The organism is Psychrobacter glacincola (genome assembly GCF_904846215.1).
GTDB lineage: Bacteria > Pseudomonadota > Gammaproteobacteria > Pseudomonadales > Moraxellaceae > Psychrobacter > Psychrobacter glacincola.
In genome coordinates this window covers 210,967-224,286 of record NZ_CAJGZK010000001.1, presented here as the reverse complement: position 1 = coordinate 224,286, position 13,320 = coordinate 210,967, and the positions used below count along the sequence as shown (strand labels likewise).

Below are 13,320 nucleotides of genomic sequence, written 5' to 3'. Positions count from 1 at the left end.
TCAGAATTTGTTACTGCCTAAAACTGATAGTTTAGCCCTAACTTGTATGAACGCCCTGGTGCAGGATAGCGACCGACAGGACTGGTATCGATACCTCGGAAATAATACTGTTCATCAAATAAGTTATTAATCCCAAATTGAACAGATAGCTTTTCGTTCTTCGTGTCTTGTAGTGTTTTTTGTAGACTCAAGTTCCAAACTTGATAAGCAGGTGTCTCTCCGTTACCGCCGTCTTTGCTTTCTGCTACCGTATTGGCATTATCAGCATAGGCTTTGTCATAGTACACACCCGATAAAGTGGTGTTGTAATCTTGATGTTTATAACTGGCATGCCAGCCCAACTGATGCGGCGAGCTGTATGGCAACTGATTGCCTTTATCTTTTCCTTCTTGCAACGTGGCGTCTAGATAGTTGTAACTAAGACCTACATCTATATTTTTGAAGGTTTCTGGGCTATAAGTAATCGCAGTCTCTAAGCCTTGATGCAGCGTACGTCCCACATTATCAAAGCTTTGATCGCGACTGTTCCATTGCAGCTGATCTTTGAAATCTATGCGGTACAGTCCCAAATTTGCTTGCAGATTGTCGGTGGTATAGCGTGTGCCCACTTCATAGTTCCATGCAAGCTCGCTGCCTTCTTCACCATTACCGCGAATATTGGCAATTTGCGGCGTTCTTAGCGACTTCTGCGCGTTGGCATAAATCAGCCATAGCTTGTCATCTGATTTATTTAAGGCATAAGACGTTGTTAGTCCAGGTAGCCATTCCGTAATGGTGTTGTCTGTTTGCGTGTTATCACCAGCATCATTAAACGTCATTTTTGCATTCTCATAACGTATGCCAGGAGTAACTTTTAGACGCTCATCCAGAAAGCTCATCTCGTCGCTAAGATAAGCGGCCCACGCATCCGTTTGTAGGTTCCAATCACGCGGCGTGGTCGTCGTCCCATCCGCAAGTTTGGTTTGTGTCAGTTTATAATCGATATCTTCATTGACATAGCGCACGCCACTGATGAGATGATGTTTGATATTTTTGCTATCACCAAGCTTCATAGAAAACTTCGGCTCTACGCCATAGACGTCAAACTCACGAGGGGAGGTACGCAGGCTATCTGCTGCAATAGCAGGGTCTGCCCAATGTACGCCTTGTTTGTTTGCTTGTGAATTAAATCCCCATTCAAAGTTACGCGTGGCGTGATGTCCAAAAGTGGTGAGATCTAAGACCGCTTGGTCGCCGATGTCTAAGTAGTTTTTGTACTTAGCATGCCAGCGCGTTGATTTGCCTTGATAGGCTTCAAATGGGCGCTGGCTCTGTTCGATATCTTGCTCATAGGCAGAAGGCGAGAGTGCACCCGGCATTTCTGTATCGGCATCATAGTATTGTAAAAATCCTTCTAGTTCTTGATTGTTATCGATATACCAAAGCGCTTTGGCTTGCAGGTTAGTGACTTCAGTGTCTGAGTGGTCTCTAAAGCTATCGCCTTTAATGCCATTGGCTTCTAGCTGTACGCCAAAATCATCATTTAACCAGCGACTGTGACGGGCATATAAACTGGTCAATGGCTTACCATTTTGCTCAAAGACCGTTAAATTGGTGCCAATTTCAGTTTGAGTCTCTTTGGCGATAGGTTTGGTAATCAGGTTAATCACGCCGCCGACATTATTTGGTCCATATTGGGTCGCAGCCCCGCCGCGCACAACATCGATGCGCTCAAGGTTGTCAAGGGTTGCCGGAAAGATAGACTGACCGGTATGACCGTAAGGCGCCAAGGTTAAAGGAATACCATCCATCAAAAACTGCGCCTGTCCACTACGGCTGGCATGTAAACCGCGGATAGAGATATTAGGCAACACGCCAGTGCCCGTTTCATCATCGATTTTGACACCTGGGATAAACTGTAGCGCCCCGTCAATGGAGTTACTCACTGTTTTTTTGATAAATTTATTGTCAATAACCGTACGATTACCAGCAAATGCTTTTACCTCATTACTACTGGAATTGCCTAACGTCTCTGCAGTAACGACGATTGGCGCTGCGGTAACAGAAAGCGCTTGCGTTGCTGCTTTATTATTGGGATTGTCTGAATCAATGGCACTGCTTGTGATAGTGCTTGTGATAGTGCTTGTGATAGAACTGTCTGAGCGTACCTGAGCGCTCGTTTTATTGCTAATGGGCGTCACCTCAGCACTGCTTTGCTGATAAATACAAAGCATCGCCAGACAAAGTGCAGAACGTTTAAAAATAATAATCATAACAATTCCAAGTATTTAGCGTTTATTTGTGTCAGTTAAAGATTAATAGTGTTACTAAAGCGTTGCAATTATAAACAGTAATAGTTATCATTTGCAAAATTATTATCGTTTGTATGTATAAGTATTAATAAATACTGATCAATAATTATTGATACTCAGCAACTGGCAACCTTGCTCATTCCTTAAACATTCTATGGATCTAACTATGCTTCACCATCAACCTAAACGCTTAGTGACTGCGGTTCGTGCCCAATTATTCCTGACAATGATAACGACTGGTCTAACCCTGACAGTGAGTCAGCAGGTTGGCGCTCAAGAGACATCTATACAGCCATCAACAATACCGCCATCAACAACGCTTGCGCCGATTGTGGTCACGGCTAAAACCTATGAAGGTTATGCTGCTTACGCCCCAACGTCAGGGACGAAAACCAATACCGAGTGGCTAGATGTGCCGCAATCGGTATCGGTGGTCACCAAAACGGAGCTAGAGGATAGAGGTGCGGTACGGGTGATGGACGCGATGAAAGGCGTCGCCGGTTTGAATAATACGCTTGGTGAGGGCAGCCGAGACGAGTTTGTGATACGCGGGTTTAATGGTTTAAACGATGTCTATAGCGATGGCATGCGTGATGATGGCAAATTGCAGTCCTATCGTAGCCTCGCCAATGTCGAGCGCGTAGAAGTGGTCAAAGGTCCAGCGGGCGCGTTGTATGGTCGCGGTAGTGCGGGCGGCATTATCAACTTAGTCAGTAAAAAAGCGGAAGGCGATGACTTCGATAAAATACAAGCGCAAGTGGGCAGCGATGGCTTAGCTGTGGCGCGCGTCGATAGCTCGCACAAATTATCTGATACTGTCAATGCCCGTATCAATGCCGAGTATCGACGTAGTGATTCCTATGTCGATCATGTCGATTCAAACGATGTCTTTATCGCCCCAACAGTGCGCTGGCAGCCGACTGACGAGCAAACGCTTGATTTCTCGCTTGATTTTATGCGTCAACACCTTGTGCCTTATCGCGGTGTTCCGTCCAAAAATGGCAAGCCTGTTGATGTGCCCTCTAATACTTTTTATGGCGGCACCAATGATTACCAAGATTCAGATACTTGGCATGCCAATGTCAATCATGAGTTCGATATTAATGACGACATGACCTGGACCAACCGAGCTTCATACAGCCATATCAATCTAGAGCAAAAAGGCACCCGTCAATCATCTGCTGATGTGGTCAATGATAAGGTTCAACGAACTGTCAATAATTTTGGCTATGATCCACGCACCAGCAAAACCTTACAATCTGAGCTTGCTTGGAATAAAGGCAATCATGAGCTGTTATTTGGCGCTGATTACAATGATATCGACATTGACTTAACCCTTGCGACTGACAAAAATGTACCGCCTACATCAGCAACCAACCCGAGCGCTGGTCCAACACCTAATCCAGGTTTCCCTCCATTTCGTGAAAACAGCACCCAAAGCGTCGGTGTCTTTGTACAAGATGTCTATCATATTGGCGACTGGTCACTTGTCGGCAACGTTCGCTATGACAATATGCGCTTAAGTCAAAGCGCTAATGGTAAAGATAGTGAGCTTAACGACGACAAATTCAGCTATCGAACAGGCGTCGTCTATAAGTTTAACGACACCACCTCCGCTTATGCCACCGTAGCGCGATCATTTCAGCTGCCTTTCTCTGGAATTTTTATCAGTCCAAAACTGGGCGCACTTTATCAGACCGATCTAAAAGAGATTGGGGTGAAAACCTATCTAAATAATGACGATATTATGCTTAACGCCTCTTTATATCGAATTGATAAAGAAGACCCAAAAACCAATGACAATCGAGAAGTGACGGACAAAGATGAGTTCCGTCATCAAGGGCTAGAGTTAGAAGCGCGAGGCAAGCTGCGTGATAACTGGGATGTGTCGGCAGGCTATAGCTATTTGGATGCAGAAGATAAAAAAACGGGTCTGACACCAAACGATGTACCAGAACAGACGTTTTCATTATGGACCGCTTATCAGCCTACTGATCAATGGCGCATTGGTGGCGGGGTAAATTATATCAGTGACCGCTACGCTGGAGATGCAGAGGCAGTCGAGCTCGCTGGCTATACGACCGTAGATTTAATGACGGCCTATAGTATGGGCAAACACAATCTGCAATTGAATCTAAATAATGCGTTAGATAAAGACTATGCGCTAGGGGCTACCAATGGCACCTCGGGCAAAAACCAAATTGGTCTTGGTGCGCCTAGAACGTGGCTATTAACGTATAACTATGCGTTTTAACGATGGCTTCCAAAAGACTAATTTTAACCATGATATAGTCTGTTCTATATAAAAGAAATGCAATCTTATAACGCGCTACTGGGATTCATTTTTCTTGCTTGCTGTGCCTATGTAGACAGAGGCTGCGAACCATGAATCCTAGCAGGGCTATATTCTTTTAAAAGTGGATCAACTATAGTTAGCGATTTTAAGCATTTGCTGCCTTTAATTGACGTCATGGTTTTGTATTCAGTGCTCTATCCGTTTAATGCTCTATCCGTTTAATGCTCTATTTATTTAATGCTCAATTCATCTAATGAAATTAAGAAAAGCTATTTATGAATCAACGTCCAAAGCTCACGCTTATTTTACCCGTACTGGTCATCGTATTGATTGTGGTTGGCGGTATTGTTTTTATTATCAATCAAAAAAACAATGTTGCGACAACGCCATCTTTGAATGCTGATAATGACGCCTCACAATCTGCTATTACTCAATCAAGTGACAGTCGTGACCTGAGCGACAATAATGGCGTTGTTCTGCTGACTGATGAACAAATCAAAGCGCGTTTGCCCAATCTGAGCGACTATCCGAGTGACCCGAAGCGTATTGTGGTGCTTGAATACTCATTTTTAGGGGATGCGTTAGCGTTAGGTCTTACGCCAGTTGGTATTGCTGATGATAATAAGCCTGACAGTATTATTGCCGAGTTCACCAAACAACTCTCGGATTACACCTCTGTCGGTTCACGATATCAGCCAAGCCTTGAGGCCATCGCTGATTTAAAACCCGACCTTATCATTGCCGATGATGAGCGCCACACCGTCATCGCTGATGAGCTTAGTCGCATTGCACCGTCGGTTGTACTCAAAAGTCGCGGCGAGAGTTATGTAGAGAATATCCAGACGGCGCAATTGGTCGGGCATATTGTCCATCAAGATCAAAAAATGTCTCAAGTCATCAACACGCATCTAAAAAAGATGGCAGAGTTAAAGTCGCAATTGGCAACAACCCCCCTTGCTAACCATAGTGTTCAGTTTGCGATTATCAGTGATAAAGGTATGTGGATGCATGGTCCAAGCTCGTATGCCGGTAGCTTACTTAATCATCTGAATATCAAAAGCCCGATTCCGGAGCAAACAGGTGAGGCGTATATCGCAACCAGTTTGGAGCAGTTATTGGCGGCTAATCCTGATTGGTTATTGATTGGACGTTATAACGATCATACCATTTATGATGAATGGAAGTCCTCGCCGCTATTTAATCAGCTAACGGCGGTTAAAAAGAATCAGGTCATCGAAGTCGATCCCAATTACTGGGCGCTCAATCGCAGTATGCAGTCTGCTGAATACATGACAGCTGAGCTGCTTGAGATTGCATCGAGCCCAAGCAAACAAGGTTCAAGTCCTTCTGTAAAAGAGTCAAATTAATGAGACATGGCACTACTGTCTTTTTAAAGCAAGGCGACTTTTATGGTTGATAAGCAACTGAGCCGCTCATCTTCCGTCTTGCCAAAACCCGCTATTGCAAAGCGCCTGATAACACGGGCGCTATTGTGGTGTGGGTTATTAGTTATTTTACTGCTTGGCTGCTGGCAAGGATTGACGGCGTATTCAAAATTTTCACTGTCGCTCACGGATTTAATGTCCTTATTGACGCAGCATGATGATCATGCGTCGCTAACCGCGCAATTATTAATGGAGATTCGCCTGCCGCGTGTGCTCGTGGCGATTATTGTTGGTGCCAATTTGGCGGTAGCTGGACTGCTGATGCAAGTGATTACTCGAAATTCACTGGCATCTCCTGCGGTATTGGGTATCAATGCAGGGGCAGCTTGTGTGGTTGCCTTATCTTCTATTGGTTTAGGGGTTGCCTTTTTAACGTCGACCTTTTTGCAAGCGATGGTCGGCGCAGTGCTTTCTTGTGCCCTCGTTGCAGGATTGGCGGGTTACTTTTCTGGTCGTCCGGTGCATCCTGTTCGTCTGATTCTATCAGGCGTAGCGATCAATGCGCTGCTGGTCGGTCTGACGCGAGCGGCGCTGATTACCACGGATGAGCAAGCGTATGGGGTATTGTATTGGCTGGCAGGCTCTATTGCCAATACGCGCTGGGAGTCTATTCCTACCCTAGCGGTTATATCGCTGCTGACCTTGGGTTATGGATGGTGGTTATCACCTAAATTAAATGTCTTGGTGCTGGGCGATGATGTGGCAAGTAGCCTTGGGATAAACTTGCGTGCATTACAGTGGTCGTGCGGGGCCTTGATTACGATACTCACGGCGATTAGTGTGGCGGTAGCAGGTCCTATTGCCTTTGTGGGTTTGATTATTCCGCATGTTGCCAAGCGCCTATTAAAGCAGGTATCGAATATGGCTTATGAGCAGCTTTTGCCATTATCCATGCTGCTTGGTAGTATATTGATGGTATGGGCGGATGTTTTGTCACGGGCGGTTGCGTATCCAGCAGAGACACCAGTGGGGCTACTAACGGCGCTGATTGGAACACCGGTTTTTATCGCGCTGGCATGTAGGCGACGACTCGATAGCTAATAAAAGCAAGATTGAAATACTTTATAAGTGACTGTTTAAGATAAGCGATTGGTCACTATAAAAGCCGGTTAATAAGCGTTTATAGCTTATCAATACTGCTAAATTTGTAGGTATGTTAACTAAAAGCGACTCAAAATCCTATCAAGCAATAAAAGTAAGCAAAGAATGACGATACAAACTAAAGCTTCTTCATCTCGCTCAAACTCACTATTTTCTCGTAAATCGGCAAGTAGGGCGATGGTCTTGATTATTGTGATGCTATTCACCTTAAGTGTGAGCAGCATATTTTTTGGTGCCAGCGAATTAACACTAGGGCAAATTTGGCAACACTTACAGCAAGGATTTGGCGGTGAGCAGGATTTTATCGTTTGGCAGCACCGATTGCCGCGCACGCTATTATCAATTTTAGTGGGAGCAAGTCTTGGTCTATCAGGATCATTAGTACAAGGGGTCATTCGTAACCCGTTAGCATCACCTGACTTGATGGGTATCAGTGCTGGCGCAGGGTTCTGCGCGACTTTGTTGCTGGTTATGCTTCCTGCTGCCCCAACGTGGTGGTTGTCTGTCGCAGCCTTACTTGGCGGACTACTGGCGTTTAGTTTTATTATGCTGTTGGCACAAATATCGCAGCCCACGCCCGCACGCTTGGCACTGATTGGCGTCGCCATTAGTGCCTTTTTAGCCAGTGGGATTAATTTTTTATTGGTGATTTATCCCGTTGAAATTAACACCGCGATGATTTGGTTAACTGGTAGCTTGTGGGGTCGCAGCTGGCAGCATATCCCCATGCTAACGGTCATATTTGCCGTACTGATGGCCGTTAGTATGTATTTAGCGTGGCGCTTGGATGTGCTGGGGCTTGGCGAGCAGACAGCGTATCATCTTGGCGTGTCAGTAAAATCCCTAGAATTTACCACATTGCTCATCGCAGTCGTGATTGCTAGTTTGGCAGTATCGGTGGCAGGGACGGTCAGTTTTATCGGTTTACTCGCGCCGCATATCGCACGATTGCTCTTTGGGCATCAGCACCGCATCTTATTACCAGCGTCAGCACTGATAGGCGCCATCATTTTAGTCACCGCAGATGTATTGGCACGCAGCTTATTTGCCCCCATTGAGCTACCGGCTGGCGTCTTGACCTCAGTGATTGGTGCGCCTTATTTTATCTTTTTACTTTCGCGCTACAAGGGGTGGTAATGCTATCAGTGAATGAACTACAGCTTGGCTATCATGGTGGACAAAGTGTTATTAAAAACTTGTGCCTTGAGTTGCCAGAAAATAAAGTTGTGGGACTGATTGGTCCAAATGGTTGCGGAAAATCTACGCTACTAAAAGGCTTATGCCGACTGATTCAACCTCAATCGGGCAGTATTTTACTCAGACAACAAGATATGGCGCAATTGAATAATCGTCAGATTGCCCGTCAGATATCGGTATTGCCGCAAGCGCAGACCAATCCTGAGGGCTTGAGTGTTAGACAGTTGGTTGAGTATGGCAGAACACCCTATGTCTCACATTGGGGCAAACTGAGCGCTACCGATAACCAGATAGTAGATAGCGTTATGCATGAGATGTCTATTCAATCTTTAGCCGAGACGCCACTTGAAGCTTTGTCAGGCGGTCAACAGCAGCGTGCTTGGCTCGCGATGGTTTTAGCACAGGATACCGATATTATCATGCTAGATGAGCCCACGACTTATCTAGATATCTCCTACCAAATAGAGCTTATGAAGCTTATTCGGGAATTAAAAGAAAAAGGCAAAAGCATTATCGTTGTGCTTCATGACCTCAACCAAGCAGCAAGATATTGTGATTTATTGGTGGTTCTAAAGTCAGGCGAATTAAAAATGATGGGAACACCTATTGAGGTAATGACTGAGACCATGCTAGCTGACATATTTGACGTACAAGCCAAAGTGATTATAGATCCTGTCGCAGGCTCACCGATGTGTGTGTATGTATAGAAAAAATTATGGCATAGACAAACAATATCAGCGCAAACATGAGTGAAATTATTAAAAGATCTTTGTACGCGACTTGATAGGGTACGATAAAAAGAACATATAGCCAGTGAAAAGTAATATCAACACATTATGTACTGCTGATATCAATTTTTCTTGCTTGATGTGCCCATGCAGACAGAGGCTACAAAAAATTTGTACCAGCAGTACCGTAGCGTTTTTAGGGTATTTTGACTATATATAGCAGACAGAAGGTAGCGGATATATCATTGTAGTAACTAAAGTATGGGTACTGAAAACATGAATATCGAAAGCGGCACCGTCAATCAAATCGCTAATCAAATCACTAATCAAATAGACATTATCTATGAAGATGAGTTTCTGGTGGCGATTAATAAAGAGGCTGGTCTACTGGTACATCGCAGTTGGCTGGATAAAGACGAGACGCGCTTTGCCATGCAACTTACCCGTGATGCGGTAGGTTGCCATGTATTTCCGGTACATAGGCTAGACAAGCCTACGTCAGGCGTGTTGTTGTTTGCCAAAAGCCCAGCCGTGGCGCGCAGTCTTACCGAGGCTTTTACTGAACACAACATTACCAAACAATATTTAGCTGTGGTGCGCGGCTATATGCCAGAGCAGGGAGTCGTTGATTATGCCTTGAGCTTTAAGCCCGATGCCATTGCCGATAAGTTTGCCGACTTAGACAAACCCGCTCAAGAGGCGGTGACCCATTGGCAACGTTTGGCACAAGTTGAGCTGCCATTTGCGGTGTCAAAAAAGCATGATACGAGCCGCTATAGTCTCGTGCGCTTGACACCTGAGACTGGGCGCAAGCATCAGCTGCGTCGGCACATGAGACATGTATTCCATCATATAGTAGGTGATACCAGCCACGGCGATATACGTCACACACGATTTTTTCGTACTCACTATGGTTGCACGCGCATGCTGCTACATGCCCAGAGTTTAGCGCTCAGCCATCCGGTCACGGGTGAGCCATTGTTGCTAAAAGCGGCGTTAGACGATCAATGGATGCGCATTTTGGAAGAGTTTGCTTGGGTAGAGAGCGCTAAAGTTTAAGCAGTGTAAAGTTTAGGGCTTATCCTCAAAAGTCATATCAAAGCAGCCGAAACGCTGACCTTAAAGTGGTTAGCAGGTTTTAACATAAGAAAAACCGAAAACACTATAGTTGATCCACTGTTAAAGGAGTACAGCACTACTGGGGTTAATTATTCGCAGCCTCTGTCTGTATAGGCACAGCAAGCAAGAAAAATTAACCCCAGTAGTGATTGATAATATTTGTATTTCTCTTTCTTTTATTTAGGACTGATTATCGCGTTATAGCAGAAGTTTCAAGTTCATAGTAAGGACTTAAACTGACATTTGCTGTCAAATTCGTAGACATTAACTTGGAAGACATTAAATTGGAAAATTACCATTTCAAAAAATGCTCATTTGCAGTAATAACTTCACCAGTTTTTTCAACCCTTCAACTCAAATCACTATTTGGACTGTTGCCAAATAATCGTTTATATTCTCGGCTAAATTGGCTGGGACTTTCATAGCCTACTTGCATGGCAACCTGTGATATTTGAGAGTCATTCATTACAATCAGACGCCTCGCTTCCATCAATCGTAATTTTTTTTGATACTGTAGCGGACTCAACTGTGTCATCTCCTTAAAGTGTTGGTGAAACCCTGAGACACTCATACCGCATCGGCTCGCTAAGTCTGCAATCACTACTGGTTCATCTAAATGCGCTTTTAGCCAATCGGTTGTTTGTGCAATACGGTGGGTATGACTGCCGTTGATGACCAGCTGTCGCAACTTATGACCTTGTTGTGCCGAGAGCAAGCGATAATAAATTTCTTGCTGTATTAAAGAAGACAAAAAATCAGTATCATTTGGATAATCAAGTAAGTTTAACAATCGCTCAAATGCTTCCATTATAGCGTCATCTAATTGCCATTTTATTCCCAAGTAACCTTCTTTTACTTGTTGCTTAGGCGGTATTCTAGCGAGTATTTCTCGAATCATCACAAGATTTAATTTCATTGATAAGACAATGACAGGGTGATCTGACGAAGCATGCTTAATATGCATACTTAAAGGGATATCGACAGGGCAAAACATCAAGTTGCTATTGTCAAATTTTTGGCAATCTTTTCCTAAGTAAATCTCACGCTCGCCTTGCAGCACGATACATATACTGGGCTCTTGAATATAGCTGACGGTTTTACTTGGTCTGTCAGCACAGTAGAAGAATAAGTTGGGAATAGTAGATTCGATGGTTTGGTTTTTGGGTAATAGTTGAAGCAATTGTTCAATGGTTTTTGTCTGCATGATATTTTGCTTACTTTTAGGTTTGCTTGATAGTATAAATTTTTGGAGGATTAGGCAAGAGTTTTGTAGGACTGTTCTAACGAATTGTGGGTTACGCCTCTATAATAATCCTATCACGACGCATTAGGTCTGATTTTAACAATATTCAATAAATCCAAATAAGGAATACATAATGAAAATATTTTATAAAACTCGTGCAACAGCAACTGGTGGTCGTTCTGGGCATACAGGTCTTGATGATGGTTCGCTCGGTTTTGATTTGGTATCATTTCAAGAAAAAGACAAAGAAGGTGTGAATCCAGAACAGCTGTTTGCGATGGGTTATGCCGCGTGTTTTGATAGTGCGCTGAACATGACAGCACAACAAATGAAACTACCAGTAACTGCTTCGAAAACATCTGCTCAAGTCGGTATTGGCATGAAGGCTGATAATAGCTATAACTTAGATATAGAGCTGTCTATCGAAGTATCTGGTATTGATGAAGCGCAAGCACAAAATCTGATCGAGACGGCTCATCAAGTTTGCCCGTACTCTAATGCCACTCGTGGCAATGTTGATGTGCGCTTGCATGTTACCGTTGTTTAAATAGCATTCGTGCTTGATAGCTAATAACGATAAGAAACAACACAATAATAATAAAATTTAAAATTGCTTGGCTACGTAGAGTAGCCAAGCAATTTTTTATGGAATCAGCTAATGCTTAAAAAATATTATAAATACTAAACCTCTTACACAACTACCAGTTCATTGTCTTCCACTGACTAAGTTACAATGGCTAGCAGCGATTAATAAATCGACTGTATAAGCACTCGGTACATAAGCTGCCAATTACTTTTAGCTCAGATTAAACTGTTTATGGGCGTCTGCTAGATTCATTGTACTGCCACTCAAAAGGCAGATAATGACTTTTGATGAAGTAGCGCAGACAAGTGAGGTTAGCAACCAAGGTAAGTAGTGATATAATGCCCCGATAATCGATATTTTATAAAGGGTTTACCTTATGGCTCGTACAGCTAGCGCATTACACATTTTAGTAAAAGACAAAGAACAAGCTGAAGATATCCTTGCTAAGCTTAAAAAAGGCAACATGTTTGATGTGTTGGCTAAGAAATACTCAACCTGCCCATCAGCTAAAAAAGGCGGCAGCTTAGGTGAGTTTAAACAAGGCGATATGGTACCGCCATTTGATAAAATCTGCTTTAGCGGCGAACTCCTCACCCCACATTTAGTGAAAACCAAATTTGGCTGGCATGTGGTGAAAGTGCTTTACAGGACATAATAATTCGGTGGTGTTCTAAAAAATATGCTGGTATCAGACATAGCCATAATTGACATAAAAGAACACCAGATCAAATACTCTATGGATGAGCTTATACCTCAAATATATCAGCTTGCTTCAGCAGGAATAAGCGCAGGTATTCATGCCAGTCTGTACTGTGTGGAGAAGCTGATAGATCGCCAAACTATGCAAGCGACAGCAAGGCGTATGGAGTTTAATCTTGACTAAAATGTCAAAGCTTTGGACGGAAGGTTTTTGATACTCTTAATATGGCTTATCACTACCATAGTCACCTGACCTCAATGTTATAAATTAAATCAACTAAACGATTACTGCTATAAATGACCATGACTTACTCCCTAGATTGTCGTAAACAAGTCCTCAAAAGCCTAGATGAGGGCATGACCTTTGCCGGAGCTGCCGTTTTCTATGATATCAGTCCCACGACTATCCAGAAGTGGAAAAAGCGTCTTCATAGTAAAACCACTCGAGACATCAAGCCCTACAAAATAGAGGATGAAGCCTTAGCTCAAGATATCAAGGACCACCCTGACGATTATCACTATGAACGGGCACAGCGTTTCAGATGTAGCCCAATAGGCATCAGTAAAGCATTTAGGTAGAGGGAGGATAACCGTTCGGTCGTCATATTTATGACA

11 protein-coding genes are annotated in these 13,320 nt (G+C 43.7%); 9 read left to right on the top strand and 2 right to left on the bottom strand.

Going from position 1 to position 13,320, the window contains the following annotated elements; all coding sequences use genetic code 11:
• Positions 1-17: 17 nt before the first annotated feature.
• Complete coding sequence (locus JMW90_RS00830; protein WP_227691807.1) at positions 18-2,252, bottom strand: TonB-dependent receptor family protein; 2,235 nt, start codon at positions 2,250-2,252, stop codon at positions 18-20.
• A 205-nt stretch (positions 2,253-2,457) separates the two neighbouring features.
• Here JMW90_RS00830 and JMW90_RS00825 point away from each other — a divergent pair, with 205 nt between their 5' ends.
• The 6 genes from JMW90_RS00825 (at position 2,458) to truC (ending at position 10,117) form a co-directional block, all read left to right on the top strand.
• Positions 2,458-4,545: a TonB-dependent receptor gene (locus tag JMW90_RS00825; protein ID WP_227691806.1), complete on the top strand. Its 2,088-nt coding sequence runs from the start codon at positions 2,458-2,460 to the stop codon at positions 4,543-4,545.
• A gap of 317 nt (positions 4,546-4,862) precedes the next feature.
• Positions 4,863-5,954, top strand: coding sequence for an ABC transporter substrate-binding protein (locus JMW90_RS00820; RefSeq protein WP_201561224.1), 1,092 nt, complete (start codon positions 4,863-4,865; stop codon positions 5,952-5,954).
• A gap of 42 nt (positions 5,955-5,996) precedes the next feature.
• Entirely contained in the window at positions 5,997-7,073 is a 1,077-nt protein-coding gene (locus tag JMW90_RS00815; protein ID WP_201561223.1) for a FecCD family ABC transporter permease, read from the top strand.
• A gap of 165 nt (positions 7,074-7,238) precedes the next feature.
• Positions 7,239-8,270 carry a FecCD family ABC transporter permease gene (locus tag JMW90_RS00810; protein ID WP_265089206.1) on the top strand — a complete coding sequence of 344 codons (1,032 nt, stop codon included), beginning with the start codon at positions 7,239-7,241 and terminating at the stop codon, positions 8,268-8,270.
• Complete coding sequence (fecE, locus tag JMW90_RS00805; RefSeq protein WP_201561222.1) at positions 8,270-9,037, top strand: Fe(3+) dicitrate ABC transporter ATP-binding protein FecE; 768 nt, start codon at positions 8,270-8,272, stop codon at positions 9,035-9,037. Before JMW90_RS00810 ends, fecE begins: the two co-directional genes overlap by 1 nt.
• A gap of 297 nt (positions 9,038-9,334) precedes the next feature.
• On the top strand, positions 9,335-10,117 hold the full coding sequence (gene truC, locus JMW90_RS00800) for a tRNA pseudouridine(65) synthase TruC (protein WP_201561292.1): 783 nt from the start codon (positions 9,335-9,337) through the stop codon (positions 10,115-10,117).
• A gap of 409 nt (positions 10,118-10,526) precedes the next feature.
• On the opposite strand, the gene JMW90_RS00795 is transcribed toward truC, so the two are convergent.
• Entirely contained in the window at positions 10,527-11,381 is an 855-nt protein-coding gene (locus JMW90_RS00795; protein ID WP_201561221.1) for an AraC family transcriptional regulator, read from the bottom strand.
• Between the two features lie 172 nt (positions 11,382-11,553).
• Between JMW90_RS00795 and JMW90_RS00790 the strand changes: the two genes are divergently transcribed.
• The 3 genes from JMW90_RS00790 (at position 11,554) to JMW90_RS00780 (ending at position 13,284) form a co-directional block, all read left to right on the top strand.
• Positions 11,554-11,967 carry an organic hydroperoxide resistance protein gene (locus tag JMW90_RS00790; protein ID WP_201561220.1) on the top strand — a complete coding sequence of 138 codons (414 nt, stop codon included), beginning with the start codon at positions 11,554-11,556 and terminating at the stop codon, positions 11,965-11,967.
• Between the two features lie 415 nt (positions 11,968-12,382).
• Positions 12,383-12,661, top strand: coding sequence for a peptidylprolyl isomerase (locus tag JMW90_RS00785; protein WP_011514138.1), 279 nt, complete (start codon positions 12,383-12,385; stop codon positions 12,659-12,661).
• A 341-nt stretch (positions 12,662-13,002) separates the two neighbouring features.
• Positions 13,003-13,284, top strand: a complete 282-nt coding sequence (locus JMW90_RS00780) for an IS630 transposase-related protein (protein ID WP_338103756.1) — start codon at positions 13,003-13,005, stop codon at positions 13,282-13,284.
• The last annotated feature ends 36 nt before the right edge of the window (positions 13,285-13,320 follow it).

What these genes read in the sequence shown, in the direction of transcription:
- JMW90_RS00830 (WP_227691807.1), bottom strand. Translation starts at nt 2,252, where the DNA reads ATGATTATTATTTTTAAACGTTCTGCACTTTGTCTGGCGATGCTTTGT.
- JMW90_RS00825 (WP_227691806.1), top strand. Translation starts at nt 2,458, where the DNA reads ATGCTTCACCATCAACCTAAACGCTTAGTGACTGCGGTTCGTGCCCAA.
- JMW90_RS00820 (WP_201561224.1), top strand. Translation starts at nt 4,863, where the DNA reads ATGAATCAACGTCCAAAGCTCACGCTTATTTTACCCGTACTGGTCATC.
- JMW90_RS00815 (WP_201561223.1), top strand. Translation starts at nt 5,997, where the DNA reads ATGGTTGATAAGCAACTGAGCCGCTCATCTTCCGTCTTGCCAAAACCC.
- JMW90_RS00810 (WP_265089206.1), top strand. Translation starts at nt 7,239, where the DNA reads ATGACGATACAAACTAAAGCTTCTTCATCTCGCTCAAACTCACTATTT.
- fecE (WP_201561222.1), top strand. Translation starts at nt 8,270, where the DNA reads ATGCTATCAGTGAATGAACTACAGCTTGGCTATCATGGTGGACAAAGT.
- truC (WP_201561292.1), top strand. Translation starts at nt 9,335, where the DNA reads ATGAATATCGAAAGCGGCACCGTCAATCAAATCGCTAATCAAATCACT.
- JMW90_RS00795 (WP_201561221.1), bottom strand. Translation starts at nt 11,381, where the DNA reads ATGCAGACAAAAACCATTGAACAATTGCTTCAACTATTACCCAAAAAC.
- JMW90_RS00790 (WP_201561220.1), top strand. Translation starts at nt 11,554, where the DNA reads ATGAAAATATTTTATAAAACTCGTGCAACAGCAACTGGTGGTCGTTCT.
- JMW90_RS00785 (WP_011514138.1), top strand. Translation starts at nt 12,383, where the DNA reads ATGGCTCGTACAGCTAGCGCATTACACATTTTAGTAAAAGACAAAGAA.
- JMW90_RS00780 (WP_338103756.1), top strand. Translation starts at nt 13,003, where the DNA reads ATGACCATGACTTACTCCCTAGATTGTCGTAAACAAGTCCTCAAAAGC.